An 18,129-nucleotide genomic window follows, 5' to 3' on the forward strand; every position below is an offset into this window, starting at 1 on the left:
CCGTGCCCCAGGACCCCACCGAACGCCGCGTCGTCGTCACCGGCCCGCCCCGGCGTGCTCACCGGGCCCCCCTCTACTACCGCCCGCGCACCGAGATCGACGAGCAGACCACCCTCGGCCACACCTACGTCCGTTCCCTGATGCGCAGCCAGCTGCGCGCCGCCCTCACCGTGTTCGCGGTCCTCGGACTGCTCGTCGGCCCCCTGCCGCTGCTGTTCGCGGCGATGCCCGACGCCCGCCGCCTGGAGTGGGCCGTCCTCGGCTTCGGCCTGTACGCCCCGCTCGTCCTCCTCGCCCGCTGGTACGTGCGCCGCGCCGAACGCAACGAGCGCGACTTCGTGCGTCTCGTCGAGGACCACCAGGACCCGGGACGACCGTGAATTCCAGCTACGCCGTGCCCGCCGTCGCCCTCGTCGTCGTCGCGACCGTCCTCGTCGGCGCCTTCGGGCTGCGCATCTCCCGCACCACCTCCGACTTCTACGTCGCCTCCCGCACCGTCGGCCCCCGCCTCAACGCCGCCGCCATCAGCGGCGAGTACCTCTCCGCCGCGTCCTTCCTCGGCATCGCCGGCCTGGTCCTCGTCCAGGGCCCCGACATGCTCTGGTACCCGGTCGGCTACACCGCCGGCTACCTGGTGCTGCTGCTCTTCGTCGCCGCCCCGCTGCGCCGCTCCGGCGCCTACACCCTGCCCGACTTCGCCGAGGCCCGGCTCGCCTCCCAGGCGGTACGGCGGCTGGCGGGCGCCTTCGTCGTCGGCGTCGGCTGGCTGTACCTGCTGCCCCAGCTGCAGGGCGCCGGACTGACCCTGACCGTGCTGACCGGGGCGCCCGACTGGCTGGGCGGGGTGATCGTCGCCGTCGTGGTCACCGCCATCGTCGCCGCCGGAGGGATGCGCAGCATCACCTTCGTGCAGGCCTTCCAGTACTGGCTGAAGCTCACCGCCCTGCTCGTCCCCGCCCTCTTCCTGATTCTGGCCTGGCAGGGCGACGGAGCGCCGAGCCACGCCTTTCAGGAGCCGGCCACCTTCCGCGAGCAGCGGTCGGTCAGCGTCGAGGACGGCCTCACCCTGAAGCTCGACCGGCCGCTGACCGTCACCGTCGACGGCACCGTCGACGGCCGCACCCACGACGACACCCGCCTCCGCCTCCCCGCCGGAACCCACCGCATCGAGGCCGGCACCCGGCTCACCTTCGCCGAGGACACCCCGGTCCCGGCGGCCGGACGCGGCGCCGACGACGCCCTGTCGCCCTCCCGGGCCGAGAGCCGCACCGAGCGCCCGCTGTACGCCACGTACGGCCTGATCCTCGCCACCTTCCTCGGCACGATGGGCCTGCCGCACGTCGTGGTCCGCTTCTACACCAGCCCGCACGGCGTCGCCGCCCGCCGCACCACCGTCGCCGTGCTCGGCCTGATCGGCGCCTTCTACCTGCTGCCGCCCGTCTACGGCGCCCTCGGCCGCCTGTACGCCCCCGAGCTCACCCTCACCGGCGACGCGGACGCCGCCGTCCTGCTGCTGCCCGACCGCGTGATCGGCGGAGTGGGCGGCGACCTGCTCGGCGCGCTGATCGCGGGCGGCGCCTTCGCGGCGTTCCTGTCCACGGCGTCGGGGCTCACGATGGCGGTGGCGGGCGTCCTCACCCAGGACGTCCTGCCGTCCCGCGGCGTACGGCACTTCCGTCTCGGCACGCTGCTCGCCATGGCCGTCCCCCTCGCGGCGAGCGCCCTGGTCGGCGGACTGCCCGTCGCCGACGCCGTCGGCCTGGCCTTCGCCGTGTCGGCCTCCTCGTTCTGCCCGCTGCTCGTCCTCGGCATCTGGTGGCGACGGCTCACCCCGCCCGGCGCCGCGGCGGGGATGCTGGTCGGCGGCGGCTCCGCGCTGCTCGCCGTCGCCGCGACCATGGCCGGCTTCCCTGGCGGCGGCGGGGCACTGCACGCGCTGCTCGCCTGGCCCGCGCTGTGGTCGGTGCCGCTGGGCTTCCTCACGATGGTGCTGGTCTCCCTGGCCACACCGGGCCGGGTGCCGGCCGGGACGGCGGCGATCCTGGCCCGCTTCCACCTGCCCGAGGAGTTGCGCACGGAGGAGCTGCGCACGGAGGTGACGGCGTGAGCGGATTCCTGGCGGGCCTGTGCGTCGCCGTCCTCCCGCTGCTGGCCGCGGGCTTCTGGCTCGGGCGGCGCACCGCCCGGCCGCAGCACCTCGGCGGGCTCGGCACCCCCGTCGAGCACGCCACCTTCCAGACCCTGCACACCGCCTCCCTGGCCACGCCCCCGTTGCGGGCGGGCCTGACGGAGGAGACCGCCCGCAAGTCGGCCCGCAAGCTGCGCTCACTGCTGGGCACGGACGCGCTGTGCCTGGCCGACCACAAGGAGGTCCTGGTCTGGGACGGGGTGGGCGCACACCACCGCACGGAGATCATGGAGCGCCTCGCCGGTCCGCTGGAGACCGGCCGCGGCGAGGCGTTCCGGCTCAGCTGCGACACCCCCGACTGCACGGTGCGCTGGGCGGTCGTTGCCCCGCTCACCGTGGACGACCGGGTGCACGGCGCCCTCGTGGCCTGTGCGCCCCGCGAGTCGGCCGTCCTGGTCCGGGCCGCCGGAGAAGTCGCCCGCTGGGTGTCGGTCCAGCTGGAACTGGCCGACCTCGACCAGTCCCGCACCAGGCTGATCGAGGCCGAGATCAAGGCGCTGCGGGCCCAGATATCCCCGCACTTCATCTTCAACTCGCTCGCGGTGATCGCCTCCTTCGTGCGCACCGACCCCGAGCGCGCCCGCGAGCTGCTGCTGGAGTTCGCCGACTTCACCCGCTACTCGTTCCGCCGGCACGGCGACTTCACCACCCTCGCCGACGAGCTCCATGCCATCGACCACTACCTGGCGCTCGTGCGGGCCCGCTTCGGCGACCGCCTCGCCGTCACCCTCCAGGTCGCCCCCGAGGTGCTGCCGGTCGCCCTGCCCTTCCTCTGCCTCCAGCCGCTCGTCGAGAACGCCGTCAAACACGGACTGGAGGGCAAGTCCGACCGGTGCCACATCCAGATCACCGCGCAGGACGCCGGCGCCGAGGCCCTGGTCGTCATCGAGGACGACGGCGCCGGCATGGACCCCGGCCTGCTGCGCCGCATCCTCGCGCGCGAGGTCAGCCCGTCGGGCGGCATCGGCCTGTCCAACGTCGACGAGCGGCTCCGTCAGGTCTACGGGGACGACCACGGCCTCGTCATCGAGACCGCCGTCGGCGCGGGCATGAAGATCACCGTCCGGCTGCCGAAGTACCAGCCGGGCGTGCATTCGGCCGGGCTGCTCGGCCGTGAGTGAGCGTGCTCCTCAGGTGCTGCGCGTGGCCACCATGCCCAGCGTGATCAGGCCCAGGACGACCCAGCCGAACCACAGCCAGCCGTTGCTTCCGAGCGCCACCGTGTAGGCCGTCACCGCGACCAGGCCGCCGATGGTGAGCGCCCCCATCGTCTTCGTGGAACTGTCCGTGGAACCGGGCATCGCGACACCCTCCTCATGGTCCGTTGCCCTCCATGGTGCCCCCGTTCCGGCTCCGCACGGTGCAGACGACGAGATGTGTGCCGGTTTTCCAGGCGTTCTCGCCGACCCGGGAGCCGGAGTCGTGCAGGGAGGGATCGAAGCCGTAGTCGCGCGGCGGCACGTCCCGCGCGCACGCACGGCCCGCCGCGGTCCGGGCCTCGGCGTAGGCGACGTCGGAGGCCAGCCGGGTGAAACCGAGCACCTGCTCGTCGTACCGGCCGTCGCAGGACACCAGCCGGACGTCCCGGGCGGAGCGGACGTCCAGACAGTCCCGCCGCTGCATGTTCGCGGTGTCCGAGAAGACCGACCCGGACGTGCGGTACCGGCCGAGCGAGCCGTGCACCGGGCCGTGGGCGCCCATCACCAGGCAGGCCGCGCGGCGCCCGGCGGCGTCGAAACCGCCCTCGCTCGGCACGACGGCGAGGCTGCGCACGTCGGCCAGCCGGGCCCGGACCTCCCGCGTCCGCTCCTCGCACCGGGCCGGACCCAGCTCGCGGGCCTCCTCGGCGGAGGAGACGGCCACGAACGCCATCACCTGACCGTCGGGCGCCTCGCCGCGGCAGTCCGGGACCCGGGTGAGCCGGGGCGTCCCCGTGAACCGGGTGCCGCCGGGCCAGTCGGCGCGGACGCAGTCCCCGTCCCGCAGCGGCGCCGCCAGCCCCACGGTGTCGCCGTACGGCGCCCCCGTCCCGCCGGTCGCCCGGTCGGCGAGGGCGTACCAGACGCCGCCGAGGGCGAGGATCAGCCCGAGACCGCCGGCCAGAGCGGCGCGCAGCGCCCGCAGCCGCGGCCGCCGGTGCCCGGCGGGCGCAGGAGGGGTGGCGTGGGAGGCCCCCGGACCGAAGGCACGCGGACCGGGGCCCCGGGAAGGAGAGCCGCTCGGGTCGGGGGCCTGCGGCTTCCGGGAGTGCGGACGGTGGTCAGGTGGAACCGAGGCACGCGGATCGCGGAGCGGATCCGGCGGGTGCGGATCGGCGCCCGCCGGCGCGGACCCGGACTCGGCGCTGTACGGCCGGGGCCCGGGAAGGGCGGGAAGCGGACCGGACCCGGGCTCCGCCTCGGCCGGGCCGGAATCCGGCTCCGCGCCGTGCGGACCGGGCGCGGGCGGGGCGGAGGCCCAGGGCGGCTGGGACCCGGGGTCGGTCCCCGTCCGGGTGTACGTCTCGGTCTGGGGCGTGATGATCCACGCCAGTTCAGCCTCCGTCTCGGCCGCCGTGATCCGCAGGTCCGGATCCTTGGCGAGGAGCCGCTGCAGCACGGGCCGCAGCGCACCGGCCCGCAGCGGGGGACGCGGTTCCTCCGTGACCACCGCGGTGATCTCCGCGAGGTGCGACTCCCGTTCGAACGGCCCGCGGCCCTCGACGGCGTGGTACAGCGTGCAACCCAGCGAGAACAGATCGGCCGCCGGGGTGGGCGGCCCGCCCCTGGCCCGCTCCGGCGCCAGATAGCCCGCCGTGCCCAGAAGCGCCGACGCCAGCGTGTACCGCGTCTCACCGGTGTCCGGCTGGACGGCGATCCCGTAGTCGGCGAGCAGGACCCGGCCGTACGGCGCGCCGGCGCGGTCCGGGGCCAGCAGGATGTTCGCCGGTTTCACGTCCCGGTGCAGCACGCCCCGCTCGTGCCCGGCGGTCAGCGCGTCGAGCACGGCGAGCCCGATGCGGGCGCCCTCGGCGGGTGCCAGCGGTCCGCGCCGGGCCACCAGCTCGCGCAGGTCCACGGCGTTCGCCACGTACTCCATGACGATCCACGGCAGGCCCTCGTGCTCCAGCACGTCGTGGACGGTGACGACGTGCGGATGGTCGCGGAGCCCGGCCGCGTGCCGGGCCTCCGCTCGGGCGCGGGCGACCCGTGCCTCGCGCTCCGGGCCGGCCTCCGACGGATCGCGGAAGACGATCTCCTTGAGCGCGACCTCGCAGGCCAGTCTCTGATCGTGGGCGAGCCACACATGGCCCATCCCGCCGCTGCCGAGCCGGCGCAGCAGCAGATAGCGGCCGGCGACGACCCGGCCCACTCCCGACTGCGGTGATCCTGAAGACGCGTGACGTGACATACCGCTCCCCCCGGGCGGTTCCCCCGACGCGCCTCATGCTACTGAACGGCGCCGCGCGGCGCGGTCGTTCAGTTACCGCGTGCGTTCAGTGAGGCCAGATAGGCGTTGTACGCCTCGAGTTCCTTGTCACCGTTGCGCTCGGCGGCCCGGTCCGTGCGCCGGGCGTGCCGCTGCTCGGAGGCGTACCACTGGAACAGCAGAGCGAGGAGCACGAGTACGGACGGGACCTCGCTGAAGGCCCAGGCGATACCGCCGGCCGCGTTCTGGTCGGAGAGCGCGTCGATGCCGAGGGACGCGGGAGGGTTCTCGAACGTCTTGACCATGGGCGTGGAGCCCATCATCAGCGCGATGCCGAAGAACGCGTGGAACGGCATGCCCGCGAACAGCTCCAGCATCCTCATCAGGTGTCCCGGGCGGTGCGGCCCGGGGTCGACGCCCATGATCGGCCAGAAGAACACCAGGCCGACGGCGAGGAAGTGCACCATCATCCCGATGTGCCCGGCCTTGGAGCCCATCAGAGTGTCGAAGAGCGGGGTGAAGTACAGCGCGTACAGGCTCGCGATGAACAGCGGGATGGTGAACGCCGGGTGCGTGATGATCCGCATGTAGCGGCTGTGCAGCAGCATGAGCAGCAGCTCGCGCGGCCCCTTGCGGTCGCGGCCCGCCGTCGGCAGCGCGCGCAGTGCCAGGGTGATCGGGGCGCCGAGCAGGATGAGGATCGGCGACACCATGCTGATCACCATGTGCTGCACCATGTGCACGCTGAACATGACCATGCCGTAGTCGTTCAGCTTCGTGCACATCACCAGCCCGATGCTCAGCACGCCGGCGACGTAGGCGACGGTCCGGCCCACCGGCCACTTGTCACCGCGCCGCACGAGGCGGAGGACGCCCCATCCGTACAGCGCCAGGCCGAGGAGGCAGGCGATGAGGAAGAAGGAGTCCGCCGACCACACGAGACCCCGCCCCAGCGTGAACGGCGGCAGATCCGTCGTCATGCCGTGCCCGCTGTGATCCATCCGCCGGCTCCTGTTTCGTGGGGGTTGAGCGCTGTCTGTCCGCACCAAGACTAGAACCGCCCCCGGCGACATCCGTCACCGGGGGCGGTTCAGCGCCCGGTCAGGGGCGCGGTTCTGCATCGACGTGCGGCAGGTCAGAGCACGCACTCCGCCTCGTCGTACCGCTCCCGCGGCACGGTCTTGAGCGTCTCCACCGCCTCGGCCAGCGGCACCGTCACGATGTCGGTTCCGCGCAGCGCGGTCATCTTCCCGAACTCGCCCCGGTGCACCGCCTCCACCGCGTGCCAGCCGAACCGGGTGGCCAGCACCCGGTCGTACGCCGTCGGGGTGCCGCCGCGCTGGACGTGGCCCAGTATCACCGGCCGGGCCTCCTTGCCGAGACGCCGCTCCAGCTCCAGGGAGAGCTGGCGGGCGACGCCGGCGAAGCGCTCGTGGCCGTAGATGTCCTTGCCGCCCTCGTCGAACTCCATGGTGCCCGGACGCGGCTTCGCCCCCTCGGCGGCCACCACGATCGCGAACCGCTTGCCGGCGGAGAAGCGCTCGCCGACCTTGGCGGTCAGTTCGTCGATGTCGAAGGGACGCTCCGGCACGACGACGGCGTGGGCGCCCGCGGCCATGCCCGAGTGCAGCGCGATCCAGCCGGTGTGACGGCCCATGACCTCCACGATCAGCACGCGCTGGTGGGACTCGGCGGTGGTCTTGAGCCGGTCCAGGGCCTCGGTGGCGACGGTGACGGCCGTGTCGAAGCCGAAGGTGACGTCCGTGACCGCTATGTCGTTGTCGATGGTCTTCGGCACGCCCACGATCGGCAGGCCGTTGTCGGACAGCAGCCGGGCGGCCTTCAGCGTGCCCTCGCCGCCGATCGGGATGATCGCGTCGAGCCCGAGCTCCTCGACGTGGCCCCGCGCCCGCTCCACGCCGTCGCGCAGGTGCTCGGGACGGACCCGGGAGGAGCCGAGGATGGTGCCGCCGCGCGCCAGGATGCCGCCGACCGCATCGAGGTCGAGCTTGAGGTAGTCGCACTCCAGGAGGCCCTTCCAGCCGTCCCGGAAGCCGATGACCTCGTCGCCGTGGTCGACGACGGCACGGTGCACGACGGACCGGATGACGGCGTTCAGGCCGGGGCAGTCGCCGCCGGACGTGAGGACACCAATGCGCATAGCCCGAAATACCTTTTCAACAGGGGCACGGGTCCGGACCGCGCTGTCCGGTTCGATCCCTGCCACCCTAGCGGTAGCAGGGGGCGGGACCGAACCGTGCGTCCGCCTACTGGACGTACCCGCTCACCTGTGCGGATGCATCATCAGACGGGCTGTCGACCAGGCGTCAGGCCGGCTGCTGCGCGGCGGCGATGCGCTCGTTGCGCAGCGCCTCGTACCAGCGGTCGTCCGTCGGCGGCAGCGCGTTCACGTCGAGGGCCAGCTTCAGCAGCAGGTCGGCGATCTGCGGGTTGCGCGCGAGCACGGGGCCGTGCATGTACGTGCCGAAGACCGTGTCGTTGTACGCGCCCTCCGTGCCGTCGCCCGTGCCGTTGCCGTTGCCGAAGCGGACCTGGGCGAACGGGCGCGCGGTGGGGCCCAGGTGGGTGACGCCCTGGTGGTTCTCGAAGCCGGTCAGCGGGGGCAGGCCCAGGCGCGGGTCGATGTCGCCGAGGACGTCGCCGACGCACCGGGCGCCCTCGCCGCGCACCGAGACCACGTCGAGCAGACCGAGGCCCGGCTCGCGCTGGCCGAGGTCGTTGATGAACTCGTGGCCGAGGATCTGGTAGCCGGCGCAGACGGAGAAGACGATCGCGCCGTTCTCCACCGCCCGGTGCAGACCGCCGTCTCGGCGCAGCCGCTCGGCCGCGAGGCGCTGCGGCCGGTCCTCGCCGCCGCCGATGAGGTAGATGTCGCCGGAGGTCGGGATCGGCTGGTCGCTGCGCACGTCGAGCCGGGCCACGTCGAGGCCGCGCTGCCGGGCCCGGCGCTCCACGACGAGGGCGTTGCCCTGGTCGCCGTACGTGCTGAGCAGGTCCGGGTAGATCCAGACGACCCGCAGCTGGTTGTCGCTCACTTCAAGTCCCCTGAGGTCTCGTGGTCAGTTGCCGACGCGGCGGCGCAGGTCCTGGAAGGCGGTGTAGTTCGCGATGACCTCGATCCGGCCGGGCGGGCACAGCTGCACGGCCTGGTCGAGGTTCTCGCACACCTGGAACTGCTGGTTCGCGACCTCCAGGCGCACCGCCAGGTCCAGCTTCCGGTCGCCGATGACGCAGATCGGGTGGCCGGTGAGCCGGGTGTAGTCCACGTCCCACAGCCAGGAGGTGTCGGTGCCGTCGGCGCCGCGCGCGTTCACCGACAGGATCACCGGGGTCGGCGGCGGGTCGATCAGGGAGAAGGTCTCCAGCCAGCCCGCGGGGTTCTTGGCGAGCAGCAGCCGCAGGTCACGGCCCTGGAACTGGACGACGTCGTAGCGCCCGGCGACCGCCTGGACCTGGTACATGCGCTCCAGGGCGACCTGCGGCGGCACCCCGAAGACGGCGGCGACGGCGGCCGAGGAGGCGGCGTTGGCCTTGTTGGCGCGGCCCGGCAGCTGGAGGTGGATCGGCCAGGCGGAGCCGTGCGGGTCGAGGACGTGGTCGCCGGAGAGCGCCCAGCTCGGCGTGGGCCGGCGGAAGCCGCACTCGCCGCAGAACCAGTCGTCGCCCGGGCGCTGCATCACACCGCCGCAGGACGGGCAGGACCAGGCGTCGTCCTTCCACATCTGCCCGGCGGCGACCCAGATCACGTTGGGGGAGGAGGACGCGGCCCACACCACCAGCGGGTCGTCGGCGTTGGCGACGATCACGGCCTTCGAACCGGTCAGTCCCTCGCGCCAGTTCTCGGCGAGCATGCGGGTCTCGGCGGCGCGGTCGAGCTGGTCGCGCGAGAGGTTGAGCAGGGCGATGCACTTCGGGTCGGTGTCCCGGGCGACCCCGGCGAGGTACTTCTCGTCGACCTCGATGACGCCGTACCGGGCGTCCGAGCCGCCGGCGAGGGCGGAGGTGATGCCGGCCGGCATGTTGGCGCCGAGCGCGTTGGACACGACCGGGCCGGCGGCCCGGAGGGCCTCGGCGATGAGCCGGGTGGTGGTGGTCTTGCCGTTGGTCGCCGAGACCAGGACCACGTCCAGGTTCTGGGCGAGCCGGGCGAGCAGGTCGGGGTCGAGTTTCAGCGCGACCCGGCCGCCGATCACCGAACCGCTGCCGCGCCCTGCGGCGCGCGATGCCGCCGCGACCGCCTTGCCCGCGGTCACGGCCAGCTTGGCCCGCGGCGTGAGCGGGTCCGAGTTGCCTGCCATCAGTTCTCGATCCTCCTTGCGTACGCGCCGCGCCTGAAGCCTGTGAAGCCTGACGGCCACGTGGTGTGGACCTCAGCCTATCGAGATCCATTCGCACTCCCGAATCGCGGCACCGGGACCGCACGGTCCCCGCGGTGGGCGCGGGCCGACGGGGGACACAGGGACCTTACTCTTGCCGCCATGCGACAAGGCTCCATCCCGGGCGCCCACGGGCGCGTACGGCCCCTCTCCCTCCTCGGTGACCCCGTCCTGCACGCGCCCTGCGCGGAGGTCACCGACTTCGGTCCGGAACTCGCGGCGCTCGTGGAGGACTTGTTCGCGACCATGTACGCCGCCCACGGCGTCGGTCTCGCGGCGAACCAGATCGGCGAGCCGCTGCGCATCTTCGTGTACGACTGCCCGGACGACGATGACGTGCGTCACGTCGGCCACGTGGTCAACCCGCGGCTCGTCGAGACCGACGGCGTGGTGGTGCGGGGTCCGGAGGGATGTCTGTCGCTGCCCGGTCTGGAGGCGGGTACGGAGCGTCACGACCACGCGGTCGTGGAGGGTTTCACGGTGACCGGGGATCCGGTCACCGTGCACGGGACGGGATTCTTCGCCCGGTGCCTGCAGCACGAGTACGACCACCTGGAGGGCCGGCTGTACGTCGACCGCCTCACGGGGTGGCGCCGGCGCAGGGTGCTCCGGCGGGCGGCGAGGGCGTCCTGGAGCGGCCGGTAGCGACAGCCGTCAGAATCCGGGGCCGCCGACGCGGTCCCCGGCCGCGGCCAGCCGTCCCCACAGCAGGTCGGCCAGGCTGCGCACCAACTCCGCCCGGCCGCACGGCCGCTCGCCGAGCCACCAGTCCCCGGCGGCGTGCATCATGCCGACGATGCCGTGGCCCCAGACCCGGGCCAGCTGCTGGCTGCCCGGTCCGAGGTCCAGGCGCTCCTCGATGACCTGGGCCAGCTCCTCGCCCATGCGGCGCAGCAGGGGCGCCGAGTGCTTGCCGACGTCGAAGCCCTGCTCGCCCTGGTCGCCGGGGGCGGCGCTGCCCTCCGCCGGATGCATCAGGAAGCGGTACACCTGCGGGCGGGCCTCGATCGCCGCCAGATAGGTGTCCAGAGTGGCCTCGACGCGTTCCCGCCGGTCCGCCGGGGCGTCCAGGGCGGCCCGCAGCGAATCGAGGAGGGCGTCCGTGTGCCGCTGGGCGAGGGCGGCGTACAGGCCGCCCTTGTCGCCGAAGTGCCGGTAGAGGATCGGCTTGGTGATGCCCGCCTCGGCGGCGATGGCGTTCATCGAGGCCTGTGGGCCGTCGCGCAGCACCACCCGGTCGGCGGCCTCCAGCAGCTCCCGCCGTCGGCGGTCGGCGGACCGCTGCTGATCGGTCCGCTGCGTGGTGTCCATGTGCTCTCCCCACCCGTGCTGATTCGGTGACGCCTGCGCAAACTAACACCCGGGGGGTCCCGGGCATCGAACGGGAGGCCGACGGGTCGTCGGGAGTTGACTTTTCCTACCCACCGGTAACAGACTCCTGTTACCGCAAGTAACATGCACGTGCGCCGCTGGAGGGGTCATGGCCGAGTTCACCATGGAGCTCAACGACGAACAGAAGGAGGTCCGGGACTGGCTGCACGGCTTCGCCGCCGACGTCATCCGTCCCGCGGCCGCCGAATGGGACGAGCGTGAGGAGACTCCCTGGCCGGTCATCCAGGAGGCCGCCAAGGTCGGCATCTACTCCCTGGACTTCTACGCCCAGCAGTACTTCGACCCCACCGGTCTCGGCATCCCCATGGCGATGGAGGAGCTGTTCTGGGGCGACGCGGGCATCGCCCTGTCGATCGTCGGCACCGGCCTCGCCGCCGTCGGCGTCCTCGCCAACGGCACCGAGGAGCAGATCGGCACCTGGATCCCCCAGATGTACGGCGACGCGAACGACGTCAAGGTCGCCGCGTTCTGCTCCTCCGAGCCCGACGCCGGCTCCGACGTGGCCTCCATGCGCACGCGCGCCGTGTACGACGAGGCCAAGGACGAGTGGGTGATCAACGGCACCAAGACGTGGGCGACCAACGGCGGCATCGCCAACGTCCACGTGGTCGTCGCGGTCGTCGACCCGGAGCTGGGCTCCAAGGGCCACGCCTCCTTCATCGTCCCGCCGGGCACGCCCGGCCTGTCCCAGGGCCAGAAGTTCAAGAAGCACGGCATCCGTGCCTCGCACACCGCCGAGGTGATCCTGGACGGCGTGCGCGTCCCCGGCTCCTGCCTGCTCGGCGGCAAGGAGAAGCTGGACGAGCGCCTGGCGCGGGCCCGTGAGCGCGCGAAGAAGGGCGGCGAGAGGGTGAAGAACGCCGCGATGGCGACCTTCGAGGCGTCCCGTCCGGCGGTCGGCGCGATGGCGGTGGGCACCGCCAGGGCGGCGTACGAGGTGGCGCTGGCGTACGCGCAGACCCGGGAGCAGTTCGGCCGGCCGATCATCGACAACCAGGGCGTCGCCTTCCAGCTCGCGGACATGCGGACGTCCATCGACGCGGCGCGCCTGCTGGTGTGGCGGGCGTCGTGGATGGCGGTCAACGGCAAGCCGTTCACGGCGGCCGAGGGCTCGATGTCCAAGCTGTTCGCCAGCGAGACGGCGAAGAAGGTGACCGCCCAGGCGGTCCAGATCCTGGGCGGCAACGGGTACACGCGCGAGTATCCGGTGGAGCGGATGCACCGCGACAGCGCGATCTACACGATTTTCGAGGGGACGAGTGAGATCCAGCGGCTGGTGATCGCCCGGACCCTGTCGGGGATGCCGATCCGGTGACGCCGTGGGGGTGCGGGTTCCATGCGGTCCCGAGGTCCGCTGTGGCCGGTCGCGCAGTTCCCCGCGCCCCTGAGGCGGCACCCTCACCTGTGTTTCAAAGGTGTGAGCTGCTCGATGTCGTAGCGCTTCCTCAGAGCCTCGATCGCCTCGTGGTCCGGTGGGCCCCCCTCGCCCAGGATCTCCAGCAGCTCCTCGAAGTAGCGCTCGTGGTCCGGGGGCGGGGACGCCTGGAAGAACATCTTCGCGGGGGCGTCCGTCGGGTTCGCGAACGCGTGCGGGCAGCCGGGCGGTACGACGATGACCGTGCCCGGGGTGGCGCGTACCACGCGGTTGCCCGAACTCGACTCCCACTTCTGCCAGTTGTCGGCCGTGCGGACCCGCGGCTCGAAGGCGAGCACGTCGAGCTCGCCTTCGAGCACGTAGAACAGCTCCTCGCTGCGGGTGTGCACATGGGCGCCGACGTCGAAGCCCGGCGGCACGACCACCTCGAAGGTGGATGCCGTGCGCGAGTGCGAACCGGTCACCTTGAAGGTCACGTGCTGGGCGGGTGCCTGCACGACCCGGCCGTGACCGGGCGGCACCAGCAGCCCCTCCGTCGTCGTCATCGTCCGATCACCACGTCACGGGCAGGGCCTCGGGCCCGCGGATCAGCGTGCCCTTCTTGAAGGGCACGTCCCCCGGCGGCACGGCGAGCCTCATCCCCGGCACCCGGTCCAGGAGGGTGTCGACCAGCAGCTCCGACTCCATCCTGGCCAGCATGCCGCCCGGGCAGTAGTGCGGTCCGAAGCCGAACGCCAGGTGCGGGTTGGGGCTGCGGGAGACGTCGATGTCGTCGGGGTGCGGGAAGACCTCCGGGTCGCGGTTCGCGGCCGGGTACGACACGTGGACCGCGTCGCCCGCCCGGATCCGCACCCCGTGGAGCTCCACGTCCTCCAGAGCGGTGTGGGACGGCCCGACCGCGTTGCGATGGGGAATCCAGCGCAGCAGCTCGTCGACGGCCCGGGGCCGGGTCTCCGGCTCGGAGCGCAGCCGCTCGAGGAGTTCGCGGCGGGTCAGCAGGGTGTGGAACATCTGCCCGCTGCTGTCGGTGACCGCCTCGCCGCCGGTCTGCAGCAGCACCGCCAGACCCACGGCCTCCTCCGACGTGACCTCGCCCCGGCCGACGGCGGCGCCCAGCAGCGAGGTGACGTCCTCGTCCGTGCTGTCCTCGCGCGAGCCGATGAGATCGGCGAAGTACGCGTTCATCGCGCGCTTGGCCCGCTCGCCGACGTCGGCGCCGTGCGAGGAGGACAGGATCAGCCGGGTCCAGGTGCGCAGGCTGTGCCGGTCGGCGGCCGGGACGCCCATCAGCTCGCAGGTCACCGCGATGGGGAAGGGGCTCAGCACCGCCTCGGTGAGGTCGGCCGGCGGCCCCGCCCGCAGCATCGCGTCGACGAGTTCGCCCAGCATGCCACGGGCCCGCTCACGCACCCGCTCCACGCCCCGCGCCGTGAAGGCGGAGGCCACCGCGCGGCGCGGCCGGATGTGGTCGGGCGGTTCGAGGAGGCCCACGGCGCCGCGCTCCGGGACGAAGTGCGGGGCCGGCCGGGTGAGCTGCCGGGCCATCACGGGCGCGCGCGCGAACCGAGGGTCGTCGGTGACCAGGCGCACGTCGTCGTAGCCGGTCACCAGCCAGGCCCGGCCCTCCCCGTCGGGCAGGCCGACGCGGGTCACCGGGCCCTCCCGCATCAGCTCCGCCAGGGCCGGGTCGAAGTCCGTGCCGTCCAGGCCGGCCGGCGGCCAGTCCCGCACGGCGGGGACGCTCCGCTCCAGCGTCTCCTCGATCACGTGCGCCCCACCTCCTGCATGTCGTCCGCGGTCTGCCAGCGGCCCAGGGTCATCTCCGCGGTGATGCCGGGCCCGAAACCGGCCAGCAGTCCGCGCGCCCGGTCGGTGGCGCCGCCCTCGTCGAAGAGCCTGCGCAGCGCGTCCAGGACGACCGCGCTGGCGATGTTCCCGTACTCGGTGAGCGTGGCCCGGCTGAACCGGAACGCGTGCGGGTCGACCTCCAGGAACTTGCTGAGGTCGTCCAGGATCCGGGGCCCGCCCGCGTGGACCACGTAGAAGTCCAGGTCGGACGCGTCCCAGCCGTGCGTGCCGGCCAGCTCCTGCAGCGCCGGGGCGAGCGGCTCCATGGTGGCCGGCACCCGCTTGTCCAGCAGGAAGTGGAAGCCGGTGGCCCGCACGTCGTACATGATCCACTCCTCGGTCTTGGGGATCAGGTACGAACCGTTGCGCTCCAGCCGGACGCCGGTGCCGCCCCGGCCGCGGACCACCGCTGCCGCGATGCCGTCGCCGAACAGGCCGTTGCAGAGCAGCGAGCCGACGCCGAGGTCGGTGGGCTGGTAGCACAGCGAGCAGAACTCGCAGGCCACGATGAGCGCGTTGGCCTCGGGGTAGGCCGTGCAGAAGTCGTGGGCGCGGTTGATCGCCGCGCCGCCGGCCGCGCAGCCCAGCTGGGCTATGGGTATCTGACGCGTCGTGCTGTCGAAGCCCATCTCGTTGATGAGCCACGCGGTGAGCGAGGGCATCATGAAGCCCGTGCACGACACGTAGATGATGACGTCGATGTCGGTGGCCAGTACTTCCGCGTCGTCGAGGGCCCGCTGGATCACCGCGGGGACCCGGGCCTTCGCCTCGGCCTCGTAGACGTCGTTGCGCTCCTCGAAGCCGGGGTGCTTCAGGGTCTCTTCGATGGGCTGGACGATGCGCCGGGTGCGCACGCCCGTGTTCTCGATCAGCCGGAGGGCCAGCGACAGTTGAGGGTGGCCCGCGTGGCGCTCACGCGCCAGCTCCAGCGTCTCCTCCATCGTGATCACGTGCTCTGGGACGGACACCGAAGGTCTGCACAAAGTCGCCATGAACCGTGCCTGCTTTCGCCTCCCGGAAGGCCCTGCGCCCCCCGGTCAGAAAGCGGTGCGCCTAGGACGGGTGCACCACTTGGGGTGTCCACCCACAATCACCCATCAGGGCGGTGATCACTCGCGGGACTACTCCATTTCGGGGACCCTGGCGGAGGGGCGCGACCGCGCGCAGGGAGGCAGAGGAGGCACCGATGGGCCGCACGGCCGGGCAACTGCCGGAGACGACCACGCGGCAACTCGCCCCGGATCCCGGCGCCAACCGGCTGGTGCCGCTGCTGGCGCGGGGCGCGGCCGGCCGGGACACGCTCGCGGCGCTCGCGCTGGAGCAGCGGTGGGTGATCGCCGCGGACCACCGTTCGTTCCTGTACCTGGCGGGCCGTGCCGCCCAGGAGCCTCGGACCGCCGCGTGGTTCACGGCGCTGGCGGAGGGCGAGGCGTCGGCCGGTCGGCTGCTGGAGGCGTTCGCCGCGGCCTGCGGTGTGCACGAGGAGCGGGCGGTGGCGTACGAACCGCTGCCCGGCTGCCAGGCCTATCCGGCGTACGTCGCCTGGCTGGCACTGAACGGCTCGCCGTCCGAGACGATGCTCGCCCTGCACGCCAACTTCTCGGCGTGGGGCGGCTGTTGCGCGGCGATCGCCGAGGCGCTGCGCCGGCACTACGGCTTCACCGACGAGGCCTGCGCGTTCTTCGACTTCTTCGCCGGACCCGCGCCGGAACTGGAGCGGACGGCGACGGCCGCGGTGCAGGCCGCGCTGGACGCCGGGCGGCTGGACGAGGACCTCGTGCACCGCTACGGGCACCTGCTGCGGGCCTACGAGGCGATGTTCTGGGAGACGCTGTGGGAACTGGAGGTGCGTCAGGAGGACTGACCGCTGCTGTGGGCGATGCAGGCCACGTCGATCCGGTCGGCCAGCTTGGCGAGCTCGATGGTGAGGGCCGCGACGGTGTCCTCGTCCAGGCTCTCCTCGCCGGCCTCCACCAGACGCAGCCACCGTCCGCCCACCGTGCGCAGCAGTTTGCTCACGTCGGCCGCGGCCACCTGCAGGGTGCCGCGGTCGTCGACGATCAGGGGCAGTGTCACTTCGCGGGTCACAAAAGGGGATCGTAGCCGCGGAAGCCTCACGCCCCGTGCCATACGGTGGTGATGTTGCAGAACTCGCGGATTCCGTGCCCGGACAGCTCACGCCCGTAGCCCGACCGCTTGACGCCGCCGAACGGGAACGCCGGGTGCGAGGCCGTCATCCCGTTCACGTAGACGCTGCCCGCCTCCAGGTCCCGGACGAAGCGGTCCACGTCCAGGTCGTCGCGCGTCCAGACGTTGGAACTGAGACCGAAGTCCGTGTCGTTGGCGATCAGCACGGCCTCGTCCAGGTCGGCCGCGCGGTACAGCGTGGCGACCGGACCGAAGGCCTCCTCCCGGTGGATGCGCATCTCGCGGGTGATGCCGGCCAGCACGGTCGGCGGGTAGTACCAGCCGGGTCCGTCGGGGCGCTCGCCGCCGCACAGCACGGTCGCGCCGCCGCGCACCGCGTCGTCGACCAGCTCCACCAGATCGTTCACGCCCTGCTCGCTGGAGAGCGGGCCGACCTCGGTGTCCTCGTCCATGGGGTCGCCGACCTTCAGCGCCCTCATGCCTTCGGTGAAGCGCTGGACGAAGGCGTCGTACACGTCCGTGTGCACGATGAACCGCTTGGCGGCGATGCACGACTGCCCGGTGTTCTGGGTGCGCGCGTTCACCGCGACCTGGGCCGCCCGGTCGATGTCGGCGGACGGCATGACGACGAACGGGTCGCTGCCGCCCAGCTCCAGCACCGTCTTCTTGACCATCTCCCCGGAGGTGGAGGCGACCGCTCGGCCGGCCGGTTCGCTGCCGGTGAGGGTGGCCGCCCGCACCCGCTCGTCGCGCAGGATGTCGTCGACCGCGGCGGAGCCGACGAGGAGGGTCTGGAAGCAGCCCTCGGGGAAACCGGCCCGGTGGAACAGGTCCTCCAGGTACAGGGCGGTCTGCGGCACGTTCGAGGCGTGCTTGAGCAGGCCCACGTTGCCCGCCATCAGCGCGGGGGCCGCGAACCGGATCACCTGCCACAGCGGGAAGTTCCACGGCATCACGGCGAGCACCGGGCCGAGCGGCCGGTAGCGCACGAAGGTGCGCGAGGCGCCGGAGTCCTTCACATCGGCCTCGGCGGGCTCCTCGTCGGCCAGCAGCCCGGCCGCGCGGTCGGCGTACCAGCGCATCGCCTTGGCGCACTTCGCGGCCTCGGCGCGGGCCTGCCTGACGGGCTTGCCCATCTCCGTGGTGATGACCCTGCCGATCTCCTCCTGATCCTCCTCCAGCAGATCGGCCGCTCGGTGCATGAGCCGGGCCCGCTCGTCGAACGTCGTCGTCCGGTAGGTGCGGAAGGTGGCCTCGGCGAGCTGGAGCCGGCGCTCGATCTCGTCCTCGCCCATGGCCTCGTACGTCCTGAGCGTCTCGCCGGTCGCCGGGTTCACCGTCGCGATGGGCATGGCTGGCCTCCCTGGGAGCGA

At 72.6% G+C, this 18,129-nt stretch carries 17 protein-coding genes and 1 pseudogene; 6 read left to right on the forward strand and 12 right to left on the reverse strand.

The genetic code is table 11. The annotated features are described in order from the left end of the window. Positions 1-2 precede the first annotated feature (2 nt). From IE260_RS08585 to IE260_RS08595, 3 genes are read left to right on the forward strand one after another with little or no spacing between them, the layout of a single operon-like run. Positions 3-380 (forward strand): hypothetical protein, encoded by a 378-nt coding sequence (locus IE260_RS08585; RefSeq protein ID WP_189870049.1) that lies wholly within the window; start codon positions 3-5, stop codon positions 378-380. Further along, complete coding sequence (locus IE260_RS08590; RefSeq protein ID WP_189869882.1) at positions 377-2,107, forward strand: sodium/solute symporter; 1,731 nt, start codon at positions 377-379, stop codon at positions 2,105-2,107. Before IE260_RS08585 ends, IE260_RS08590 begins: the two co-directional genes overlap by 4 nt. Next, a complete protein-coding gene (locus IE260_RS08595; protein ID WP_189869883.1) occupies positions 2,104-3,309 on the forward strand; it encodes a sensor histidine kinase in 1,206 nt (401 codons plus the stop codon). Before IE260_RS08590 ends, IE260_RS08595 begins: the two co-directional genes overlap by 4 nt. A gap of 9 nt (positions 3,310-3,318) precedes the next feature. On the opposite strand, the gene IE260_RS08600 is transcribed toward IE260_RS08595, so the two are convergent. From IE260_RS08600 to IE260_RS08625, 6 genes are all read right to left on the reverse strand, one after another. Beyond that, positions 3,319-3,489, reverse strand: coding sequence for a hypothetical protein (locus IE260_RS08600; protein WP_189869884.1), 171 nt, complete (start codon positions 3,487-3,489; stop codon positions 3,319-3,321). Positions 3,490-3,502: 13 nt separating this feature from the next. Continuing rightward, complete coding sequence (locus IE260_RS08605; RefSeq protein ID WP_189869885.1) at positions 3,503-5,578, reverse strand: serine/threonine-protein kinase; 2,076 nt, start codon at positions 5,576-5,578, stop codon at positions 3,503-3,505. A gap of 68 nt (positions 5,579-5,646) precedes the next feature. Beyond that, on the reverse strand, positions 5,647-6,597 hold the full coding sequence (locus IE260_RS08610; RefSeq protein ID WP_189869886.1) for a cytochrome c oxidase assembly protein: 951 nt from the start codon (positions 6,595-6,597) through the stop codon (positions 5,647-5,649). 134 nt (positions 6,598-6,731) lie between these two features. Then, complete coding sequence (locus IE260_RS08615) at positions 6,732-7,757, reverse strand: 6-phosphofructokinase (protein ID WP_189869887.1); 1,026 nt, start codon at positions 7,755-7,757, stop codon at positions 6,732-6,734. A gap of 166 nt (positions 7,758-7,923) precedes the next feature. Next, on the reverse strand, positions 7,924-8,652 hold the full coding sequence (locus IE260_RS08620; protein ID WP_189869888.1) for a type 1 glutamine amidotransferase: 729 nt from the start codon (positions 8,650-8,652) through the stop codon (positions 7,924-7,926). A 24-nt stretch (positions 8,653-8,676) separates the two neighbouring features. Then, on the reverse strand, positions 8,677-9,915 hold the full coding sequence (locus IE260_RS08625) for a MurT ligase domain-containing protein (protein ID WP_189869889.1): 1,239 nt from the start codon (positions 9,913-9,915) through the stop codon (positions 8,677-8,679). A 180-nt stretch (positions 9,916-10,095) separates the two neighbouring features. Here IE260_RS08625 and def point away from each other — a divergent pair, with 180 nt between their 5' ends. After that, a complete protein-coding gene (gene def / locus IE260_RS08630) occupies positions 10,096-10,638 on the forward strand; it encodes a peptide deformylase (RefSeq protein ID WP_189869890.1) in 543 nt (180 codons plus the stop codon). A 9-nt stretch (positions 10,639-10,647) separates the two neighbouring features. Here def and IE260_RS08635 read toward each other — a convergent pair whose 3' ends face one another. Further along, positions 10,648-11,304 (reverse strand): TetR/AcrR family transcriptional regulator, encoded by a 657-nt coding sequence (locus IE260_RS08635; RefSeq protein ID WP_189869891.1) that lies wholly within the window; start codon positions 11,302-11,304, stop codon positions 10,648-10,650. A 169-nt stretch (positions 11,305-11,473) separates the two neighbouring features. On the opposite strand from IE260_RS08635, the gene IE260_RS08640 reads away from it, so the two are divergent. Continuing rightward, positions 11,474-12,700 (forward strand): acyl-CoA dehydrogenase family protein, encoded by a 1,227-nt coding sequence (locus IE260_RS08640; protein WP_189869892.1) that lies wholly within the window; start codon positions 11,474-11,476, stop codon positions 12,698-12,700. Positions 12,701-12,783: 83 nt separating this feature from the next. Here IE260_RS08640 and IE260_RS08645 read toward each other — a convergent pair whose 3' ends face one another. From IE260_RS08645 to IE260_RS08655, 3 genes and pseudogenes are all read right to left on the reverse strand, one after another. Continuing rightward, complete coding sequence (locus tag IE260_RS08645; RefSeq protein ID WP_189869893.1) at positions 12,784-13,305, reverse strand: cupin domain-containing protein; 522 nt, start codon at positions 13,303-13,305, stop codon at positions 12,784-12,786. Between the two features lie 7 nt (positions 13,306-13,312). Next, on the reverse strand, positions 13,313-14,527 hold the full coding sequence (locus IE260_RS08650; protein WP_189869894.1) for a cytochrome P450: 1,215 nt from the start codon (positions 14,525-14,527) through the stop codon (positions 13,313-13,315). Beyond that, a pseudogene (locus IE260_RS08655) lies at positions 14,524-15,603 on the reverse strand (type III polyketide synthase); the annotation flags it as partial. The gene IE260_RS08650 and the pseudogene IE260_RS08655, both read right to left, overlap by 4 nt. A 191-nt stretch (positions 15,604-15,794) precedes the next feature. On the opposite strand from IE260_RS08655, the gene IE260_RS08660 reads away from it, so the two are divergent. Then, positions 15,795-16,472 (forward strand): thiaminase II/PqqC family protein, encoded by a 678-nt coding sequence (locus IE260_RS08660; protein ID WP_189869896.1) that lies wholly within the window; start codon positions 15,795-15,797, stop codon positions 16,470-16,472. Here the strand turns inward: IE260_RS08660 and IE260_RS08665 are convergent. Then, the gene (locus IE260_RS08665) at positions 16,460-16,696 is read right to left on the reverse strand and encodes a DUF6213 family protein (protein WP_189869897.1); all 237 of its coding nucleotides are present in this window, start codon (positions 16,694-16,696) and stop codon (positions 16,460-16,462) included. The two genes, IE260_RS08660 and IE260_RS08665, sit on opposite strands and share 13 nt — an antisense overlap. A gap of 26 nt (positions 16,697-16,722) precedes the next feature. Next, entirely contained in the window at positions 16,723-18,108 is a 1,386-nt protein-coding gene (locus IE260_RS08670) for an NADP-dependent succinic semialdehyde dehydrogenase (protein ID WP_189869898.1), read from the reverse strand. Positions 18,109-18,129: the final 21 nt, after the last annotated feature.

This window comes from Streptomyces viridiviolaceus, from assembly GCF_014650995.1.
Taxonomy (GTDB): domain Bacteria; phylum Actinomycetota; class Actinomycetes; order Streptomycetales; family Streptomycetaceae; genus Streptomyces; species Streptomyces viridiviolaceus.

Excerpts from the sequence above, each read along its gene's own strand:
- IE260_RS08600 (WP_189869884.1), bottom strand. The coding sequence starts at position 3,489 with ATGCCCGGTTCCACGGACAGTTCCACGAAGACGATGGGGGCGCTCACC.
- IE260_RS08605 (WP_189869885.1), bottom strand. The coding sequence starts at position 5,578 with ATGTCACGTCACGCGTCTTCAGGATCACCGCAGTCGGGAGTGGGCCGG.
- IE260_RS08610 (WP_189869886.1), bottom strand. The coding sequence starts at position 6,597 with ATGGATCACAGCGGGCACGGCATGACGACGGATCTGCCGCCGTTCACG.
- IE260_RS08615 (WP_189869887.1), bottom strand. The coding sequence starts at position 7,757 with ATGCGCATTGGTGTCCTCACGTCCGGCGGCGACTGCCCCGGCCTGAAC.
- IE260_RS08625 (WP_189869889.1), bottom strand. The coding sequence starts at position 9,915 with ATGGCAGGCAACTCGGACCCGCTCACGCCGCGGGCCAAGCTGGCCGTG.
- def (WP_189869890.1), top strand. The coding sequence starts at position 10,096 with ATGCGACAAGGCTCCATCCCGGGCGCCCACGGGCGCGTACGGCCCCTC.
- IE260_RS08635 (WP_189869891.1), bottom strand. The coding sequence starts at position 11,304 with ATGGACACCACGCAGCGGACCGATCAGCAGCGGTCCGCCGACCGCCGA.
- IE260_RS08640 (WP_189869892.1), top strand. The coding sequence starts at position 11,474 with ATGGCCGAGTTCACCATGGAGCTCAACGACGAACAGAAGGAGGTCCGG.
- IE260_RS08645 (WP_189869893.1), bottom strand. The coding sequence starts at position 13,305 with ATGACGACGACGGAGGGGCTGCTGGTGCCGCCCGGTCACGGCCGGGTC.
- IE260_RS08660 (WP_189869896.1), top strand. The coding sequence starts at position 15,795 with ATGGGCCGCACGGCCGGGCAACTGCCGGAGACGACCACGCGGCAACTC.
- IE260_RS08670 (WP_189869898.1), bottom strand. The coding sequence starts at position 18,108 with ATGCCCATCGCGACGGTGAACCCGGCGACCGGCGAGACGCTCAGGACG.